Source organism: Globicatella sp. HMSC072A10, assembly GCF_001811625.1.
Classification (GTDB): Bacteria; Bacillota; Bacilli; order Lactobacillales; family Aerococcaceae; genus Globicatella; species Globicatella sanguinis.
This window is the reverse complement of record NZ_KV805728.1, coordinates 28,842-47,854: the sequence shown is the minus strand read 5'-3', so window position 1 is coordinate 47,854 and position 19,013 is coordinate 28,842. Positions and strand designations below refer to the sequence as shown.

21 protein-coding genes are annotated in these 19,013 nt (G+C 34.6%); 1 reads left to right on the top strand and 20 read right to left on the bottom strand.

Translation table 11 applies throughout. From position 1 onward, the window contains the following. Positions 1-222: 222 nt before the first annotated feature. From HMPREF2811_RS06095 to dnaX, 18 genes are all read right to left on the bottom strand, one after another. A complete protein-coding gene (locus HMPREF2811_RS06095; RefSeq protein ID WP_084801999.1) occupies positions 223-789 on the bottom strand; it encodes a DNA-3-methyladenine glycosylase I in 567 nt (188 codons plus the stop codon). Further along, positions 770-952, bottom strand: coding sequence for a hypothetical protein (locus HMPREF2811_RS06090; RefSeq protein WP_071408558.1), 183 nt, complete (start codon positions 950-952; stop codon positions 770-772). The genes HMPREF2811_RS06095 and HMPREF2811_RS06090 overlap by 20 nt, the downstream gene beginning before the upstream one ends. Positions 953-967: 15 nt before the next feature. Next, entirely contained in the window at positions 968-1,978 is a 1,011-nt protein-coding gene (locus HMPREF2811_RS06085) for a YdcF family protein (RefSeq protein WP_071408557.1), read from the bottom strand. Between the two features lie 13 nt (positions 1,979-1,991). Then, positions 1,992-2,879 carry a 16S rRNA (cytidine(1402)-2'-O)-methyltransferase gene (gene rsmI / locus HMPREF2811_RS06080; protein WP_071408556.1) on the bottom strand — a complete coding sequence of 296 codons (888 nt, stop codon included), beginning with the start codon at positions 2,877-2,879 and terminating at the stop codon, positions 1,992-1,994. Further along, positions 2,854-3,198 carry a GIY-YIG nuclease family protein gene (locus HMPREF2811_RS06075; RefSeq protein ID WP_084801996.1) on the bottom strand — a complete coding sequence of 115 codons (345 nt, stop codon included), beginning with the start codon at positions 3,196-3,198 and terminating at the stop codon, positions 2,854-2,856. The genes rsmI and HMPREF2811_RS06075 overlap by 26 nt, the downstream gene beginning before the upstream one ends. Further along, a complete protein-coding gene (locus tag HMPREF2811_RS06070; RefSeq protein WP_071408554.1) occupies positions 3,188-3,928 on the bottom strand; it encodes a tRNA1(Val) (adenine(37)-N6)-methyltransferase in 741 nt (246 codons plus the stop codon). The genes HMPREF2811_RS06075 and HMPREF2811_RS06070 overlap by 11 nt, the downstream gene beginning before the upstream one ends. Positions 3,929-3,933: 5 nt before the next feature. Then, positions 3,934-4,287: an initiation control protein YabA gene (locus HMPREF2811_RS06065; RefSeq protein ID WP_071408553.1), complete on the bottom strand. Its 354-nt coding sequence runs from the start codon at positions 4,285-4,287 to the stop codon at positions 3,934-3,936. A gap of 14 nt (positions 4,288-4,301) precedes the next feature. Beyond that, complete coding sequence (locus tag HMPREF2811_RS06060) at positions 4,302-5,249, bottom strand: hypothetical protein (protein WP_168164953.1); 948 nt, start codon at positions 5,247-5,249, stop codon at positions 4,302-4,304. Between the two features lie 5 nt (positions 5,250-5,254). After that, complete coding sequence (locus HMPREF2811_RS06055; RefSeq protein ID WP_071408562.1) at positions 5,255-5,584, bottom strand: cyclic-di-AMP receptor; 330 nt, start codon at positions 5,582-5,584, stop codon at positions 5,255-5,257. Positions 5,585-5,600: 16 nt separating this feature from the next. After that, complete coding sequence (gene tmk, locus HMPREF2811_RS06050) at positions 5,601-6,242, bottom strand: dTMP kinase (protein WP_071408551.1); 642 nt, start codon at positions 6,240-6,242, stop codon at positions 5,601-5,603. An 11-nt stretch (positions 6,243-6,253) separates the two neighbouring features. Beyond that, entirely contained in the window at positions 6,254-6,850 is a 597-nt protein-coding gene (recR, locus tag HMPREF2811_RS06045) for a recombination mediator RecR (protein WP_071408550.1), read from the bottom strand. A gap of 14 nt (positions 6,851-6,864) precedes the next feature. Then, positions 6,865-7,191, bottom strand: coding sequence for a YbaB/EbfC family nucleoid-associated protein (locus HMPREF2811_RS06040; RefSeq protein WP_084801990.1), 327 nt, complete (start codon positions 7,189-7,191; stop codon positions 6,865-6,867). A 167-nt stretch (positions 7,192-7,358) separates the two neighbouring features. Then, positions 7,359-8,297: a 3-oxoacyl-ACP synthase III family protein gene (locus HMPREF2811_RS06035; protein ID WP_071408549.1), complete on the bottom strand. Its 939-nt coding sequence runs from the start codon at positions 8,295-8,297 to the stop codon at positions 7,359-7,361. Then, entirely contained in the window at positions 8,278-9,582 is a 1,305-nt protein-coding gene (locus HMPREF2811_RS06030) for a F390 synthetase-related protein (RefSeq protein WP_071408548.1), read from the bottom strand. Before HMPREF2811_RS06030 ends, HMPREF2811_RS06035 begins: the two co-directional genes overlap by 20 nt. Positions 9,583-9,591: 9 nt before the next feature. Next, the gene (locus HMPREF2811_RS06025) at positions 9,592-10,386 is read right to left on the bottom strand and encodes an MBL fold metallo-hydrolase (RefSeq protein ID WP_084801987.1); all 795 of its coding nucleotides are present in this window, start codon (positions 10,384-10,386) and stop codon (positions 9,592-9,594) included. After that, the gene (locus tag HMPREF2811_RS06020; protein ID WP_168164952.1) at positions 10,352-11,308 is read right to left on the bottom strand and encodes an NAD-dependent epimerase/dehydratase family protein; all 957 of its coding nucleotides are present in this window, start codon (positions 11,306-11,308) and stop codon (positions 10,352-10,354) included. The genes HMPREF2811_RS06025 and HMPREF2811_RS06020 overlap by 35 nt, the downstream gene beginning before the upstream one ends. Beyond that, positions 11,308-12,567 (bottom strand): glycosyltransferase, encoded by a 1,260-nt coding sequence (locus tag HMPREF2811_RS06015; protein WP_071408545.1) that lies wholly within the window; start codon positions 12,565-12,567, stop codon positions 11,308-11,310. The genes HMPREF2811_RS06020 and HMPREF2811_RS06015 overlap by 1 nt, the downstream gene beginning before the upstream one ends. A gap of 501 nt (positions 12,568-13,068) precedes the next feature. Next, positions 13,069-15,084, bottom strand: a complete 2,016-nt coding sequence (gene dnaX / locus HMPREF2811_RS06010; RefSeq protein WP_071408544.1) for a DNA polymerase III subunit gamma/tau — start codon at positions 15,082-15,084, stop codon at positions 13,069-13,071. Positions 15,085-15,203: 119 nt separating this feature from the next. Here dnaX and HMPREF2811_RS06005 point away from each other — a divergent pair, with 119 nt between their 5' ends. Next, on the top strand, positions 15,204-15,758 hold the full coding sequence (locus HMPREF2811_RS06005) for a hypothetical protein (RefSeq protein WP_071408543.1): 555 nt from the start codon (positions 15,204-15,206) through the stop codon (positions 15,756-15,758). Positions 15,759-15,883: 125 nt separating this feature from the next. Here HMPREF2811_RS06005 and HMPREF2811_RS06000 read toward each other — a convergent pair whose 3' ends face one another. Together HMPREF2811_RS06000 and guaB are read right to left on the bottom strand one after the other, a co-directional pair. After that, entirely contained in the window at positions 15,884-16,891 is a 1,008-nt protein-coding gene (locus tag HMPREF2811_RS06000; RefSeq protein WP_071408542.1) for a sugar kinase, read from the bottom strand. A 200-nt stretch (positions 16,892-17,091) separates the two neighbouring features. Then, complete coding sequence (guaB, locus tag HMPREF2811_RS05995) at positions 17,092-18,570, bottom strand: IMP dehydrogenase (protein ID WP_071408541.1); 1,479 nt, start codon at positions 18,568-18,570, stop codon at positions 17,092-17,094. Positions 18,571-19,013: the final 443 nt, after the last annotated feature.

Genomic DNA, 19,013 nt, shown 5'->3' with positions numbered 1-19,013 from the left:
GTATCAAGATACTCTGATATAGGACGCTTACAGTGCATTTATCTGTAGCTATATGATATCTGGAGAGACTTATTCGTTTACAATGTAAGATGAAAAAAGGTCATTGTCTCACTTGAGATAACGACCTTATCTTTTGACGAACTAGGCTTTCTACCTAGCTTCTTTTCTTTTATAGAATGGAAGGAACTTTCTGATCCACCCCATGACTTTTATGTTTAATTTTTAACGAAAATGGCAATGGCTATCATGATCATTAAGGATACCAATAGCTTGCAAATAAGAATAAACCGTCACACTGCCTAAAAACTTAAAGCCTCTTTTTTTCAAATCTTTCGTCACTTCATCACTTAAGTCAGACTGTGTCAATAGAGGTTGACCTTGTTCCCGCAATAAGGTTTTACCATTAGTAAAAGACCAAATATAATGATCGAAACTACCAAATTCATTTTGAATTTTTATAAATGCTTGAGCATTATTAATAGCGGCTCTAATTTTTTGTTGATGACGTATAATGCCTCCATTGTTCATTAAAGACTGAATTTTAGTTTCATTATAGTGAGCAATTTTATGATAATCAAAGTAATCAAAAGCTTGATCAAAATTATCTATTTTTGATAAAACGAGTTGCCACGATAAGCCGATATGAAAAAGTTCTAATATCAACCATCGAAACAATTGTTGGTCATTGTGCTCAGGCTTTCCCCAAACCTCATCATGATATTGAACATAATAATCGGGCTTTCCTTCAATCCAATGACATCTTGAAAAATTATTTGTTTTCATGCTCATTATAGTTCATTTCTGCTAAAGCTTCCTCATCGAATGAAAACTGATTCGCCAAATCATCCTGTTCTGCTATTTCTTCCTCTTCAAAGCTAATCCCTAAGTTATGAATAGCTTCTTCTAGTTCACGCTTACGTTTCATTAATGTATCTTCATCTTTTAATGCCATTTTGTCACTCTACTTTCACATAAAAATTTTGTAAAACTCCGTCACGATAATATAAACAATATAAAATACACTGACTTCCTTTGTTAATAATAAGATTGCCAAAAATTCTCTTACCACTGCATAAGGCCATGATATTATAGCTGTTTTTGCCCCTATATACTGGGCTGCTACTTGGTATTTTCTAGCGAAAAACGAAGTGCGAGGTAAATGATAAGTATTCGTCACAATGACAAGTGATCGGTCCTTACCCAAATGTTGGATTAACGGCTTGGTAAATTGAATATTTTCAGCTGTATTACGAGCTGATTTTTCTAAAATAATCTGAGTCTTATTAATGCCTTGTTTCAACAAATAATGGGTCATCACTTCCGCTTCCGTCATTCTATTAGCTGCGGTATTGCCCCCTGACACCAAAAAATAACTCTCACTTTGTTGTACTGAAGATAAAGATCGATAAAAGTTAATCGCTGAATTTAAACGATATTTTAAATCAGACTTTACTTGACCCTCATCATTAATATCCGTTCCTAATACAAGAATTAAATAGTGTTTCTTTTTTTTATAACTGACTTTCATTAGCCAACTAATCAATAAATAACTAATAAAAAAAGCTGTAAAATAAATCGCAATGGCACTATATAGACTAATAATAATGGTTAGTTGAACATCACGGATATTAACAAGATTATACAAACTATAGACAAAAAAACTCAAAATGACACTTGCTAAAATAATACTAAGTAACCGTCCAAAATAGGATATCGATTGTTTCGTTTCCCGTATTAAAATTAAAACGCCTAATGCCAATAAAATAAAAGGAACGATGGCTAACAAAACTGCACTTACCAAATATAGAAAGTACCTTAATATAAAAACGGGCAACCAATTACTCATTTGAAATAATGCCATAATCAAACTTGTCAAACTAAAAATAGCACAAAAAGCTGGTGAAATAGATAGTTTTTGATGAGAAAGTGCATAAATTCCGATAACTAAAAAAATAATGGCATTAATCCAGTATAACACTTCCTCCCCCCCTCTAATGATTGACATCTGTAGGATTATGATACGCTTGGTATACCAATTGTTTTCTTAACCCATTTAATTTCGCAACCTCTTTAATAGCTTCTTTTGATGAAACTCCATATTCTGCTATCCATTGGTCTACTTGTTCCTTTAAAGGCAATTCCAGATCAATGACAACAGAATCGACCACTGTAACGCCTCGTCCACCTTCAACTAATAAAACAAATTCTCCCTTTATTTCATTCTGTTCTAAAAATTCCAGTATTTCAAGTAGCGTTCCTCGTAAATATTCTTCATATTGTTTTGATATTTCACGCGCTAACACAATTTGCGTGTCTGCTGATAAAAATTCAGCGATTCTTTTGATGGTTTTCTTCAAACGAAACGGAGACTCATAAAAAATGGCGGTTTCGTTTCTTTGTCCGATAAGAATCGCCAAGTCTTTTTGCTCCTTAGTTTCGCGTGGAAAAAAACCATAATAAGTAAACTTCTCCGCATTAAGTCCTGAAGCAACGAGAGCGGTAATCGCAGCATTAGCACCTGGTAACGCTATAACCGAAATATTATGTTGAATAGCTGCTTTTACGAGCGGATGACCTGGATCGTTAATTAACGGCATACCGGCATCCGAAACAAGCGCTAAGTTTTCGCCTTGAACTAATTGCTCAATTAATTGTATTATTTGATTTTGACTACTATGCTCATGAAAACTCATCATTGGTTGTTTAATTTCAAAATGATTTAACAATTTAATCGTACGACGAGTATCTTCAGCTAAAATTAAGTCAACCTGCTTTAAGGTATGAATGGCTCGAAACGTCATATCTTCAAGATTGCCTATAGGAGTCGGAACTAAATATAGTTTGCCGTTACCATCAAGATAACTCTTTTGTTGATTCATCTTCTGCTTCCTCCTGACCGTTGACTAAAACAAAGGTGCCGTTGTTATAATCTTTAACACCTGCTGCTTTCAAATACTCCTCTTTTTGCGTGCGTGTTTGTTTTTTAAAATAATATTCCTGCGACATTGCTTTCTGTTTAGATGACCATCGTTCTGCATAAATTAATTTTACAGGTTGTCTTTTTTTAACCCGAGTATATTTTGCGCCCTTACCCGTTTGGTGAGCCAAAAGTCTTTTGGACAAATCATTTGTATAACCACCATATAGGGTATTATCTTGACAATACAAAACATAGAAAAAATGTGCTTCATTCTCCAAAATAAATAGCCTTCATTTCTGGAGTATATTCTCCATTTTCTTGATGAACAATAAGGGGTGGTTCAATCCGAACTCCTCGTCGTCCACCTCGATAAATTGCTTCAATCAACACAATATTCGCTAATGATCCGACTTTCGGATACGCAAATTTAATTCTTTTAACTGAAAAACGATGGTTTAACAACCCCTCCATTAAATCATCTAAACGTTCGGGACGATGGACAATATATAAACGTCCTTTATCTTTTAATAGTTTGCTTGCTTTAAATAACCATTGGTCCATCGTGAGCGACACTTCATGTCTAGCCAGATGGTGACTGGTTAAACGATGGATTTCTTTGGAGTTTTCCAACAAAAAATATGGAGGATTGCAAGTAATAAAATCATAATAGGCTTGTTCATGTGGAAATGCATTTAAATCGCCTTCGTGTATCGTAATCTGATGTTCAAGTTGATTGAGTTCAATACTTCTACGAGCCATTTCAACTAATTCTGGTTGCAATTCAATCCCTTCTAGTGGATTCGTCGTTTTAGCACTTAAAATAATCGGGATAATACCATTACCAGAACAAAAATCAAGATATTTAAATTGTCGCTTTTGCGGAAGATTAACAAAATCTGCTAAAAGAACGGCATCTAAAGAAAAGGAAAAATATTGTTTGCTTTGAATTATTTTTCTGTTTTCTCTAAATAAAAAATCTATTCGTTCAAATTCTTTTAATTCAACCAATCATGTCACCCTTTTGATAATCGCATTAATACATCTTGACAAAATAAACAATCTTCCGAAGACTGACGACGTTTCCCAAACAATTCATGACAAACATGAATACCATCATCATAAAAACCTTGCAGACGATCTTTACCACTAATATGCTGTTCCTCGATTGGGGTATCTTCCTCTTGAGTCACTGATTCATTTACAAGCTTTTGTAACTGATCTTCAAGATTATGATTCAACATCCGCAATCGATTATTCTCTTCTTTCAACTCTAAGACAACTTGTGTCAATTGAAGAATATTATTTTGATATTGTTGCTGGTGGTTCTGAATATTATTAATTAATTCTTGTATATCTTGATGTATCATCATTCTCCCCCTCTCTATTTATTCAGATTTAAAACAATCCGTTCTAATACTAATTGAGATGAAACATTCGCATTAAGATATTCTTTGGCTTCAATTAACTGTTGATTAATGGCTAACAGGTCTTGTGTGGAAATCGCATGTTTTTCAATAATTGCTTGTAACCAATTCAGTGAAATACTTTTTTCAGTTAAATTAGAAAAAAGGTGTAATAAAGTTTGATGATTTAATAAAGTTAAATAGTCTAAACCTAAATCAATTTTTTGAGTGGTTAAAATGGACTTCATGCGTATAGGAATTAACGCAAAGGCTAAGGGCGATTTTGTTAGCAGTAACTGATAAAACTCATTGAGAGCCTTAAACCATTCTTCTAATTCTACTGGATCAAACTCTCTTAACACCTGACTCGTTGTCCCTGGTAATAAAGACAAAATTTTTTGATAATTTTTGGCTATTTGTACATCTGAAAAATCATCTTGAAAGTCATTCGTAAAAATTATATTTTGTGCTCGTGAACGAATGGTCGGCAATAACGTATCCACTTCAATCACATCTAAAATAATGTAAATTTCACTATTTGGTTCTTCCAGTATCGTCAACAGAGCATTTGAGGCAGACGGATTCATTAAGTCAGCTTGATGTATAATCGCCATTTTAAAATCAAATTCAAGCGGACTACGATTAAGCCAATTACGCAACTCTCGGATTTGGTCAACTTTAATATTTCTACCATCTGGTTCTAAATATAAAACATCCGATATCTGGTTATCTATTACTCTTTGACATTCATTACACTGACAACAAGGTTGCCCTACTTCTGAGAAGTTAGGGCAAACCATCGCTTGAATCAAAGATTCTATGACTGTATTTTTTGCCTGTAAATTATCTCCCGAGAAAATATAGGCATGGCTCAAATGCTGCGACGATATTTGACGAAAGAAATAGTGGCTAAGTTGTTCCTCCACCTTCATTAGAAACGATGGAACGCATCAATCGGTAATACAAATACCGTTGCGCCTCCTACTTTCACTTTTACTGGATAAGATGCTGTCACATCTAAACTTACATCCAAGTTGACTGGTGAAGAAATAAATTGCTCGCGCGATTGACAACTATGTTTTATAATATCCAGTACTTCATCCACACGATCCTCTTCAATCCCGACCATAAAAGTAGTGTTTCCTGAACGTAAAAATCCACCGGTTGAACTTAATTTAGTTGCCCGAATATCCGCTTCATAAAAAGCATCACTTAAAATATTTTTATCTTGATCTTGAACGACCGCAATCACTAATTTCATCATATTAAATTCCCCCTTATTGTTCTTTGACTAATAACTTTTCAATTTTTTCTAAACTATCTTGGACAACCGCATCTATTGTTTGAGTGCCATCAATTACTTGAATTCGTTTATGTTCTTCTGCTAATGTGAGAAAAGCATTACGAACTTTGTAATGAAAATCAAGGGCTTCTCGGTCTAAACGATCAAACTTCTCGTCTTTACGACCTTGGTGTATCCGTTCTAATCCAACTTCTGCTGGAACATCAATTAATAAAGTTAAATCTGGTAAATGGCCTTCTATAGCAAATTGATTAATTTCCCAAATAGCGTCGATTGCAATATCTCTGGCTAAACCTTGGTACGCTAAGGAGCTATCAATGAAACGATCACAGATGACAATTTTATCCGCTTCAAGTGCTGGTAATACAATTTCCACTAAATGTTGTCTTCTAGCAGCAGCAAATAGTAATGCTTCCGTACGTTTATCCATCTCTACATTGTTAACATCAAGAATGACATTCCGAATTTGTTCCGCTATATTACTGCCACCTGGTTCTCGTGTCACCACAATATCCTGATGACCTTTTGCCTCTAGTTCGCGAACCAAATGTTGAATAACCGTAGTTTTTCCCGCACCCTCGGGTCCTTCTAATGTAATAAAATATCCTTTTCTCAATGATACTCTCCTTATAACTCTCGACGACCCTCAATAGCCCTAAACAACGTCATTTCATCAGCATATTCAATGTCACTACCTACTGATAACCCATGAGCTAAGCGTGTCACTTTAATTCCTGCTGGTTTTAATAGTCGTGATAAATACATGGACGTTGCTTCACCTTCTGCTGTAGCATTAGTTGCCACAATCACTTCTTGAACCGTATCATCTTGTAATCTTTGAATCAACTGAGTGATGTTTAAATCATCGGGACCAATCCCATCCATCGGTGATAATACTCCATGCAAGACGTGATAAACCCCACGATATTCTTGCATTCTTTCTAATGACATAATCGCTCGTGTATCTTCAACTACCAGAATCACTGAACGATCCCGTGTTTCATCCTGGCAAATAGGACAAGGATCTGAATCTGTAATATTGCCACAAACACTACAATACATTAAGTCACGTTTAACACTGATTAAATTTTGGGCAAACTCCGTTACTTCTCGTTCATCCATTTCAATTACATAGAATGCTAACCGTGCTGCTGTTTTCGCACCAATTCCTGGTAATTTAGTAAAACTATTAATTAATTTAGCAATAGGTGCTGGGTATTGCATTGATGACATCCTCTCTAGAACGGTAAGTTCATTCCTTTAGTATATTTACTTAAACGTGCTTCTGCCGTTTCGTCAATTTCAATCATTAATTCGTTCAGTGTCACAATCAATAAATCTTGTAACATTTCTGGATCTTCTGGGTCAATTAAATCGGATGAAATTGTTAAATCCGTCACTTCTTTTTTGCCATTCATTTTAATAGTTAATAAATGATTGGCATCGCTTTTCTCAAAAATCGTTTCTTCAATGTTCTTTTGTTCTTTAGTCAACTCTTTTTGCATTTTTTGGATTTTCTGCATCATTCCTTGCATATTTCCCATATTGCCCATTCCTCTTGCCATTATTCGGCCTCCTTTACTTATTAATATTATATCAAATTATTGATTATATATTGCTTTAAAACACTTATTTTAATCAAATAACGATAATATTAGTCTTCTTAAAAATTATATCATAGTCTATGACTTAATAAAATTACCTACTCACCTAATTTACAAAGAGAACGATTTTATAATTGAATCAGCATACAATTCATTGTTAAACCTGCAGCCGTGCCGATAAGTAAGACTAAATCTCCTTCTTTAATTTCTCCTCGATCCATTGCTAAACCTAATGTATAAGGAACTGAGCCCGAAACCATATTGCCTAGTTTTTCAAAATAATTTATAAGTTGTCCTTTTTTTAATTTTAATTGTCTTTCCACGATAAATAGAGCCCGAGAAGCTTGGTGAGGAACAATTTTTGAGATATCGTGCAATTGAATATTATTATGTTGCAACGTTTCCTTTAACATTTTAGGTAGTTTTTTTAAAGTTAGCATTAGGACCGATTTCCCATCCATATCAAATAAAAAATCTCCTTTTGTGTCTTCAGAATAGAGTGAGGGACCATAGGCCGTAAGCCCCCCTCTAATTTCAGTCGTATGTGCCCCTTCAGACCAAGTCTCTTGTTTAGAATATAAGATGCCTTTATTTTCTTTAGTGGATTCGACAATAAAGGCTACTCCACTATCACTAAACAGGCGATAACTTTCTTCTTGATTGGGATTAATAAAATGAGATACTAAATCTCCCGATACAATTAATATTCTTTGGTATAGCTCCGTTACTAAAAAAGAACTCGCTACGTCTAAAGCCGTGATAAAAGAGGTACAAGTCGTATTGACATCCATACAAGGAATACCAGAATAAGGAGCAATTCTCTCTTGTAACAAGGCTGCTGTGCATGGAATCATTTGAACCATACCCGCACTGGCAACAATAATTAAATCAATATCACTCATCTCGATTCCAGCTTTTTCAACAGCTTCTTGACTGACCTTTTCATACATATCTAATTGATATGAATTCTTCGCACGATAAGGATGCCGCCATCTTGAACCATCCTTGAATTTAATTTCATCAGGTCCTTTAGTGTAAGCATAACTTCTAATCTTCATTCTTCTCATAAGTAATCTCTCCTCTATATTGGACTTGAGCTAATTTTTGCGATCTCATCCCTCTTTCAAAAGGATAGATCAAAACTTGTAAAGGTTGAACTTCGAACTTTTCAAACAAGTTATTAAATTCTTGCTGAATCAATTGATCAATGAACTTACGTTGATTTAGTTGTTCATATTCAACTTCACAAATAATAACATTTTGGTATTGAGTCACACGATAACGACTAATCCCCTCAATAAATAACATTAACCTGCGAATAAAATCAGCGTATATTTTAACTTTTTCTCCTTGTGAGTTTAATAACCAAAACGCATCATCTTCACGCCCTTCTATTTTTTCAATCACCGTCAACGGCGAACCACATGAACAGGGTTTGCCTATATGGAGGATGTCGTTTAATCGATAGCGAATCACTGGTTGGACTATGCGATGTAAATCGGTAATTATGGGAATAAAGCGCCGTTGATCTAACCACTCTTTCTCAAAATATACGATGTCCTCACATAAATGAAAACTACCATGTGAACAAGTATACGCTAAGAACCCTTCTGTACATTGATAAACTTGACTGATAAAAGGCACTTTAAAAAATTGTGTTAATAGTACTTTTTGTTGTTCTTCTAATACTTCGGCCACGCTGATTACAAGGTCGATTTTTTTGAAGGGTGATTTTCCAAAATAACGACGGATATCATATAAAACAGATGGTGGTGCAATAATAATATTAGGGTCTTGCTTCTTCAGCTGCTTCATTAACAGTTTAAATTCTTTTTCTAAATCATAATAATCTAATCTCAGACCTGGTTTGTTTAAAGAAGAATATAAATTATTATTGGCTCTCATAAAGAATGCAATATTATTGCCTAACCATTTCTTTTTAGGTAATAATTTTGCTAGTGCATTAGCCGCCCATAAAGCCTCTTCCCCTTTAGATAAGGTGTATATCCCACGATGCCCACTCGTTCCAGATGACAAACCTACCGATATTCCTTGATAGCGCGATTCAAATTCACGTGTCTTTTCACTCTGTAAAGCTAATTTCATAGCTAGGTCCTTTTTTAGATCCCGAGTATTGATTCGTTCAAAATGCTCCATCCATTTTTGTTTATTCATAACCGGAAAATCATGCAACACATTCCCTTTATATTGTTGGTAATAAGGAGATTGTTGTGTAACTTGATCGAGTTGTCGTTTTAATTTAGTTTGCTGCAACTGTTCTAACTGATCGGGTTTTAAGTGTGATAACTGATACCTAGTAAAAATAAATTCTTTTATATATTTCAATAACATGTTCTTCTCCTAAAACAAGCGTGATTCCGATTGATTATCATGCGTCAGTTCAATCTGATACCCTTTTTCTGACAGCAAGGATAATTTTTGGTTCGTATTTTGATACTGTTGCCAATTACTCTGCACCATTCGGGCTGCCAACGTATATCGTTTCAATTCTTCTGATGACATCCACTCTTTGCGCCAATTGGCATCTATCGCTAAAATTAATTTTTGTTGTGGAAATAATATTCCCATCATTTGTCGACTATGCCCACTCAAATCTAATGCAATCATTTCAGAATTTAAAGGAAAAGCATTAAAAGATACACCTTCTATCTCTAATAGCTTCGAATAATTAATAGTGGTAATGTTGGGGGATAAGGATCCTATCATTGCTTCCTTCACTGGTTTAATCCGTTGCCCTCTTAATAATTGACGATAGGCTACTTCTGTCATGATCCAATGAGCATGGTTAAAACGATAAAGATGACCAATATGATCGGGATGTACATGAGTTAAATAGACCGTCTCGATGTCCGCTGGTGTTATGGCAAATTTATCTAAAGCACTGATAAGATCTAACTGATAATCTTCAATCGTCATTATTTTACGATAAATCGACAAACCCCAGTGCCGTTTTAAAATTCCCTCACTGTAACCACAATCCACAATCGACCATTGCTTTTGAGTTCTAATTAAAAAACAACTGGCTGGGAAAAAAATGGGTGTGGGACTTGCTTTATAGCGGATAAGATTTTCTTTGACATAACACCCACCAATATGCACTCTATAAATAGCGTCGATACCACTCACTATACTCACCTATTTTCTCTTCTAAATTCACAATGGGTTGATAACCCAATTCATTTTTAGCTTTTTCAATTGATAAAGTTTGTGAAAAAGCAATGGTTGATAATGTATATAAGGTTAACGGCGGTTCTTTTGATTCTGGATATACCGTTTCTAACAGCCTTGCTAATAGCGACAGAAAACGATAAGGAAATTTACGAAATCTAGGCGTCAAATTAAATTGTTGGTATAGCGTCTCAATAAGGGCTTGAAAGGTTATTGGATTGCCATCCGTAATATTATAAATTCCGTTATCCACTTTTGATTCAAGAGCCAAAATACAAGCATGAACCACATTTTCAATACAACTCACATCCATTAAATTTTGACCACCATTAAACAACGGAATCCCAAGTTTTTTCTCAACTTTAATTAATCTCGGGACAACACTCGTATCTCCCACTCCAATCAGTGCCCGCGGTCGAATGATATTGAATGATAAATTCGATTTTTGCACAATCATTTCCGCTTGTTTTTTCGTTTCAATATAATAATTTAAAGGTCTGATTGATGATATATTGGTCGTTTCTTCAACAAAGGATTGATCGCTTAACTGAGCATAAACACTCGGGGAAGAAATATGAACAAAACGCTTCACTTGATGCTTTTGACTTTCTAAAATTAAATTTTCAGTCGCCAAAACATTTGAATCATAAAATGATTGATATGTTCCCCACGCTGAACTTTTGGCAGCACAATGAATAACATATTTAATTTCATTTTGATTAAATAATGATTCTACCTGTTGTTTATCACTTAAATCGATTGCTTGATACGGTATAATATCGTATTGCGGTTGTGTTCTTGAGATAACGAGGATGCTTTTTCCCTTTTTAACTAATGTTTTGGCTAGCTCTCCTCCTAAAAATCCTGAAACTCCTGTTATTAATATCATCATTTTGCTCCTTTTAAAATACCTGCCACTAAGCTTAATAAATTCTGTTCTGTGTCATACTCCTTTAATTTATTTTGAAGTTGAAAAAGTCTTGACCAATCGTAAACCTTTGCTCGCCTTATCGCTTGCGCCATCTCTTTTGCATCTTTTATACGTATACTGGCACCAAAATAATCTAATCTAGCGGCAAAATCAAACTGATCCCACACTTGAGGAAAGACAATACTAGGAATCCCCCATTTAATACAGTCATAAGCAATACCAATACCACCATGATGAATAACCAAATCAAATTGATGGATATTTTCAGAATAGGATAAATAACCAAATCTAATTAAATTATCCCCCATCCAAATCGGTTCATTTTCTGACAACTCTAAATTACCATCTGAAAGGACAAATAAATATTCCGGAAACTGTTTAATTAGAGCAGCATATTGTTCCTTTAACTGATCGTTCATCCCGTCTAAAATCGTGCCAAATGTAAAAAAGATATATTTTTCAAACCCACAGGGTAATTTCCGCTCGCCATTTTTCACACTCACCGAGGGAATACTCGGCCCAATATGATGAAGATACTCTGGTAAATGAGTATTAAATTCGATTTCTTTCATTCCTAGACCAAGCACCAGCTGATTTGAATAATAATTTTCACTTCCATCTGATCGATAGACATGCCAACCATACTTTTTAAAAATTCTCCTTCTACCGTACCAACGTTTAATATTTTTTAATATTAACCAGCCCATTCGATTACGTAATCCTGCCAACAATCCTTTTTGTGGATAGAGCCCTCCCATAAAATAGGGAACATCCCGCCAAGGATTAGTCGATTCGATAATTTGATGTGATGGTAAATCAGTGATAAAAGGAATCTTTAATGTTTCACAAGCATAACTAGCAAATAAGGTCGAAAAATCATGAATACACAAGGCAGGTTGTTCTTTTTTTAATATCGTTAAAAATTCAATATAGGCTTCAATCAAGAAAGTATCCATAGCACTTAAAGTATTAAACATTCTTGATAGTGAATGTTTAATTCGCTTATCTTGGGCAATTTTGATAAGCGTTTGAAAATCATCCTGAAAATCGTCTAATATCGTAACACATCTAAGTCCAAGGGATTCAATCAACATTTGCTTTTCTTTTGTTGTGATCATTACTACTTCATAACCATTTCTTTGCAGCATTTGCGCCAATCCAATTTGTGGATTTAAGTGCCCCGCTAATGGAATACTGACAAAAAGTATTTTCGCCAAACTGATTCCCCCTTTCTAATTCTTTGTATAAAAAAAGAGCTAAGTAAATAATACTCAACTCTTAATCGAAACTAATGTTAGCCTTGATATGTCATCTAAATATAACTAGTTCAATAAGTTTTTGATTTAAAATTGAGTTTTTTGTTTTCGGATCTTTCATTATCTACTTAACCTTTACTACAAACAACATGACTCAATATCCCTTATAATCTCATTTTAGCATATTATATTCCTTGAATTCCATGATTAACTCCGACTAACTAGCGGTCGAATACATATTATGATTGTTAATTTGAAATAAAAAAATTACTTGAGTGAGATCCTAAACATTACACCTCATACTTAAATAGAGTAACCACAAATGACTCACACATCTAACCATGAAGGAATAAATTTGAATAAAGGTATATATGCAAAAATAACCAAGAATATCTCATTATTTTGAAATATGTCTCGGTTATTTTGGGACTTTTCCTAGTCTCTCTTTTAATATTATGCAGTTTATTTATCATAATAGATATTAATATTATCTTCACCAAAAATTTGAATAGCCTGAGTGACCGAATCTGGTATTTCTGATTCCACTTCATCTTTTGCTAAATCTTCTTCATTAGAATTTGCTTCTGACCGGTGTTTTTGTTTAAACGCTTCTTGGATTGAAACTGCTGGTTCACCTAGTTCGGCTTCTCTTTGTGCTAATTCATCTTGGGTTAATGGCTGTGGTGCTTCATTCATTTGGTCAAGGTAATGATCAACCCTCATCGGATTCTCTTCTTCAAAACGTGACATCGATGTTAGGTCATTTTGACTGACATTCTCTTGTTCAAATTGATTGTCAGAGTCAGCTTGTAAAGGATCTACACTCTCCGGTTTTATTTTTGATGTAGGTTCTTGGTTCATTGAATGTTCTCTTAAGGGTTTACCACCATTTTTTTCTCTTAAGATTTTATAATCATTGCGAACGGTTCGCCATTCACTTTCAATAATATAAACAAAAACCATCGATTCGCCTAATCGTTTCTCTGCCACATTAATGAGTTGTTGTTCTAAAGCTTGATCATGTTGGACTAATCCACAAAAAGTAATATTCGAAAAACTAATCAAGGCAACACCTGGACCTGCCGCCAATGGTACGGTACCATTAAACTTCACTCTCTCTTGAGGGGCAATCATTGATAAAATCATCGGCCACTCTTGTTTTAAGCGAGTAATATGTGCACGAGTTGCTTGATCCAATACATCATAAATTTTTTCTGTCATTTGCTGATACTCTTGGTGTGCTGTTTGTGGACGTACTCTTGGTGCTTCAGAGCGCTTTAGCTGGGGTGTCGTTAGTGGCGCTTGTTTTAATTGTTGCTCTAACGTATTTATTTTTTCTTCTAAGGCTATAATTTTATTGTTTAATTTTATAACCGCTTCCGAGTGGGCACCCTCATCACCCTTTATTTCAGCCTTTTGAGCTAATTGGACTGTGATGACTTCTAAATATAAATCTGGTTGGTTGCTGAATCGCATTTGATTTTGTGCTTGATTCAACTGATCGATCATTTTGAAATAAAAATTAACATCTACTTTTGCCAATAAATCCATTAATTCTTCATTTGGCAGTAAGGTATAATTTTGTTTAGTGTGAGCTGATAATAATATATCGCGAGCAAATAAAATTAATTCTTCAATAAAACGACTTGCTTGCTTTCCTTTTTGACTCGCATCTTGAACTATTTTTAATGCATCATACCCTTCACCAGCAAAAACATCTTCAATATAGCGGACATACTCTTGATGACTGATGCTGCCAGAAACTTGCAAGGCTGATTCGATTGTTAAATCCTCTCGGTAAGATAATGCTTGGTCTAATAAACTTAAACTATCTCGCATCCCACCATTCGCTGTTCTAGCGATTATTTCCAAAGCTTCAATTTCATAGTTAACCTGATTATGATTTAATATGTACTCCATTCGAGCAATTAAATCTCGATTATGAATGCGTTGAAAATCAAATCTTTGGGTTCTTGATATAATTGTTGCCGGAATTTTATGTGGTTCCGTCGTAGCTAATATAAAAATAACATGACTTGGAGGTTCTTCTAATGTTTTTAATAAAGCATTAAAAGCTCCTGTCGTGAGCATATGTACCTCATCAATAATATAGACCTTATACTTTGCAATACTAGGCGTATATCGAACTTTATCACGAATATCTCGAATTTCTTCTACACCATTATTACTTGCCGCATCTATTTCAATCACATCGGCAGCTTGACCTTGCGTTATGGCTCGACACACTTCACATTCATTACATGGATTCCCATTTTGAGGATTTAAACAGTTGACGGCCTTTGATAATATTTTGGCCGCACTTGTCTTACCGGTTCCTCTTGGTCCAGTAAACAGATAAGCATGACTCAATTGTTGATGATTCACTGCATTGGCCAGTGTTTCGGCTATCATCTTTTGTCCTACCAATTCATCAAAGGATTGTGGGCGCCATACCCTATACAGGGCTTGATAACTCATCTATTTTCCTCCTCTTTGATTATTGTTACACCTTCTCATTATATCGAAACAACCGTTTAATTTCTAGTTAATTAAGAAGGAATAAAGTATAATATAATGAAAAAACAGGAGACACTTAAATGACCTTATTAGATAAAATTAAAGAAAAATATGCTCAACATCCAGAAATGCCCTACATTAGTCCGGAACGTGATTTAGCTGCTTGGCTTGAAGAAGTCGAAACATCCAGTAATAAATTAGTACCCAAACGCAATATGATTCGGCTAGATGAAGGGTATTTACCAGGCCATATCATTATTCTTTGGCGAGTACAATTTGGCACCTACACCAATGAAACTGTTATCTCAAAATATTTTGAATATAAATATGGTATAGATGCAAAAAAAGAAATGGATATTTTAATACAAGATGGCTATGTAATTGAATTAGGTGCACTGGATTCTCTCGAATTCCAAACAGCTGGTCAATTAAAAAACTACTTAAAGAATAAAGGCATACATGGCTATAGTAAAATGACCAAAGCACAATTAGTTGAAGCAATACAGGAACACTTTTCTGAAGAAGAATTAGGGAATTTATTTACGATTAGAAAATATATCTTAACGAATAGTGGGGAAAAATTACTAAATAAATACCCTGAAATCATTGATAAACACCCAAAGAAAAAGTTCTAACATAAAAAAGTTTCGATTCTACTTTGATGTTTCCTAGACAAAAATAAACTAGAAAATCATTCCATGCTGTTCATGAAAAATCAAAGTCAATCGAAACTGTTATTGTAAGGGTGCTTTAATATATTTTAACGAATAATATTGCCCCCACTAGTTTTCATAAATTGTTCAACTTGTTCGGTTGTAAACCAATTAGCATCTCCAAAAATAGTATGTTTTAAAACAGATGAGGCCATTGCAAATTCAACCAACGCTTGAGGGGCTCTCTGTTTTATCAGTCCGTCAATTATTCCGGCAGCGTAAGCATCACCAGCTCCTACTCGGTCTACTACGTATTGAATCTGATAATTTTTTGAATGAAAAACTCTTTTCGACTCAGTATCATAATAAAATCCTGTCAACTGGTAGGCATTAGGTGTCATTGAAATACGATTTGTCCCAAAAATGGCTTCTACATTTGGATATTTTTGAGCTATTTGATCCAAAAACGTTTCTGAATTTAGTCCATCTTCTATTTTAATATCCATAAAATATTTCGCATCTAATTTATTCGCAGATAAAACATCTACATATGGCAATACTTTTGCAAATGCCTGTTTTGCTTCTTCTTGACTCCATAACCCACTACGATAATTCATATCAAAAACAACTTTAATTCCTTTAGATTTAGCAAATTTTATTAATTCTAATAAATATTCATGCCAAAATTCACTTAGGCCAAGTGTTATTCCTGACGTATGAAAAATATCGATTCCATCAAATAGACTCTCCAAATCCCATTCTCTTTCTTTCATATTAGCAATTTCAGAAAAAGCTCGATCATAAACAACGGTACTAGCTCTTAAATCTGAACCAACCTCAACATAATAACTTCCTAACCGACCGTTACCTTTGGAAAGAATATATTGTGTATCGACACCTACAGCATTTAATTCATAAAAAATATTATGAGCTAATTCATTAGAGGGTACTTTAGTAGCATATCTGACCTTATTTCCTAACATTGCTAAATTGTGAGCAACATTCGCCTCTGCTCCACCAAAAACAACGCGTAATTCTGATAAGTGTCGCAAGCGTTCATTGGGTGTTGTAGAAAGTCTTAGTAAAGATTCGCCTAGAGTTAACACTTTGACCATTCATTCATCACTCCTAATCATATTTTTAATTCTAATCTTTTCTTTTTAGGAATTTATCTCTTTATAAAGAACATACGGTTTAAGTATACTCAATTGTAAACGCTCTTTCAAGATAACATATAGAAAAAGAGTGGATTGTGAGTTAAAACAAATGTTACTCCTTTTCCACTCTCTTAATAAAATATTATTAATCTTCTCTTTTATTGTCTTGAATAATTTGGTGCTTCTTTTGTAATGTTAACATCATGTGGATGAGACTCAATCAATCCAGCGCCACTCATACGAATAAATTGAGCTTCCTCACGTAATTCACGTAAATTAGCCGAACCAGTATAACCCATTCCAGAACGTAAGCCACCTAGCATTTGGAAGACAATATCCGCTACGCTACCTTTATAAGCAACTCGCCCTTCAATTCCTTCTGGAACTAATTTGTTTGCTTCGTTTGTCGATTGGAAATAACGATCACTTGACCCTTTTTCCATAGCAGCTAAGCTACCCATACCACGATACGTTTTAAAACGACGACCTTGATAAATTTCAAATTCTCCTGGAGATTCATCGGTACCCGCTAGCATACTACCTAACATTACCGCATGACCACCCGCTGCAATTGCTTTTACGATGTCACCAGAATATTTAATGCCCCCATCAGCAATTATCGCTTTATTGTATTCTTTAGCTGCTGATGCACATTCATAAATAGCTGTTAATTGAGGAACACCAACACCTGCTACGACACGTGTGGTACAAATCGACCCTGGTCCAATTCCTACTTTAACAATATCAACGCCTACTTCAAATAATTCTCTCGTTGCTTCAGCGGTTGCGACATTGCCGGCAATAATCGTAACATCTGGAAATGCTTGACGAATTTCTTTAATCTTACGAATAACCCCTGCACTATGCCCATGAGCCGTATCAATAACTAATGCATCGACTTGTTGTTTAATAAGTGCTTCTGCTCTTTCAAAGGTATCACTTGTAATTCCTACAGCAGCTGCTACTAATAATCGTCCATGTTGATCTTTAGCAGCATTCGGAAATTCAATTACTTTTTCAATATCTTTAATAGTAATCAGTCCAGATAATTTCCCATGATCATCTACTAAAGGGAGTTTTTCAATACGATGTTCATACAATATTCTTTCTGCTGATTCTAGGGATGTTCCAATTGGGGCAGTCACTAAATTATCTTTCGTCATATAATCTCCAATTGGTAAATCATAATCTTCAATAAACTTCATATCACGATTGGTAATAATACCCACTAATAATTTATCTTCCATCGATTTAACAATTGGAACCCCACTAATACGATATTGTGACATTAAATTTTCTGCTTCAGCTAGCGAATGACTCGGTGTTAAGTAAAATGGATCTAAAATAACACCATTTTCCGAACGTTTAACTTTACGTACTTCGTGTGCTTGATCTGTAATTGACATGTTTTTATGGATAACACCTAAACCACCCTGACGTGCCATCGCAATTGCCATTTTTGAGTCGGTCACAGTATCCATGCTTGCACTAATAATCGGAATATTTAGCTTTAAATTAGGTGCTAGCTCTACCTTTAAATCGACATCATTTGGTAATACTTCACTCTTTGCTGGTACTAATAAGACATCATCAAATGTATAACCTTCTCTAGTAAATTTTGTTTCCCAATTGGACATTTTATACCTCCTCGTGTTTATTGTATTATAGACTATCACTCACTCATAATTTTTTCAAGACTTTTTTATCAAACAAACGAATTTTAATTTAATTTTAATGATTATCTTTCGATTTTTCTAAAAACTTTCCTTGTTATATTGAAAATAATTTATAAAATTCTTCCTTAAAAATACTTTCGATAGTTGGTCAAGAAGTAGAAAATTACAAGATTTTCGCTTCGTTGGCCTACCCCCGCACAATTGGGATAGACCAGAAGTAGAAAATCGAATGATTTTCGCCTCGTCTGTCCACCCCCGCACAGTTGAGTAGGTCTTAAACAAGTCTTTAAGACGCAGGTTGAGACCACTCAACCACTGCGATTTTAAATACTAGCAATAACTTAATTGAGTCTACCAACTTTATCTTTAACCTCTTTAAGACGCAGGTTGAGACCACTCAACCA

Coding starts and splice junctions, on each gene's coding strand:
- HMPREF2811_RS06095 (WP_084801999.1), bottom strand. CDS start 789: ATGAGCATGAAAACAAATAATTTTTCAAGATGTCATTGGATTGAAGGA.
- HMPREF2811_RS06090 (WP_071408558.1), bottom strand. CDS start 952: ATGGCATTAAAAGATGAAGATACATTAATGAAACGTAAGCGTGAACTA.
- rsmI (WP_071408556.1), bottom strand. CDS start 2,879: ATGAATCAACAAAAGAGTTATCTTGATGGTAACGGCAAACTATATTTA.
- HMPREF2811_RS06065 (WP_071408553.1), bottom strand. CDS start 4,287: ATGATACATCAAGATATACAAGAATTAATTAATAATATTCAGAACCAC.
- HMPREF2811_RS06055 (WP_071408562.1), bottom strand. CDS start 5,584: ATGAAATTAGTGATTGCGGTCGTTCAAGATCAAGATAAAAATATTTTA.
- recR (WP_071408550.1), bottom strand. CDS start 6,850: ATGCAATACCCAGCACCTATTGCTAAATTAATTAATAGTTTTACTAAA.
- HMPREF2811_RS06040 (WP_084801990.1), bottom strand. CDS start 7,191: ATGGCAAGAGGAATGGGCAATATGGGAAATATGCAAGGAATGATGCAG.
- HMPREF2811_RS06035 (WP_071408549.1), bottom strand. CDS start 8,297: ATGAGAAGAATGAAGATTAGAAGTTATGCTTACACTAAAGGACCTGAT.
- HMPREF2811_RS06030 (WP_071408548.1), bottom strand. CDS start 9,582: ATGTTATTGAAATATATAAAAGAATTTATTTTTACTAGGTATCAGTTA.
- HMPREF2811_RS06020 (WP_168164952.1), bottom strand. CDS start 11,308: ATGATATTAATAACAGGAGTTTCAGGATTTTTAGGAGGAGAGCTAGCC.
- dnaX (WP_071408544.1), bottom strand. CDS start 15,084: ATGAGTTATCAAGCCCTGTATAGGGTATGGCGCCCACAATCCTTTGAT.
- HMPREF2811_RS06005 (WP_071408543.1), top strand. CDS start 15,204: ATGACCTTATTAGATAAAATTAAAGAAAAATATGCTCAACATCCAGAA.
- HMPREF2811_RS06000 (WP_071408542.1), bottom strand. CDS start 16,891: ATGGTCAAAGTGTTAACTCTAGGCGAATCTTTACTAAGACTTTCTACA.
- guaB (WP_071408541.1), bottom strand. CDS start 18,570: ATGTCCAATTGGGAAACAAAATTTACTAGAGAAGGTTATACATTTGAT.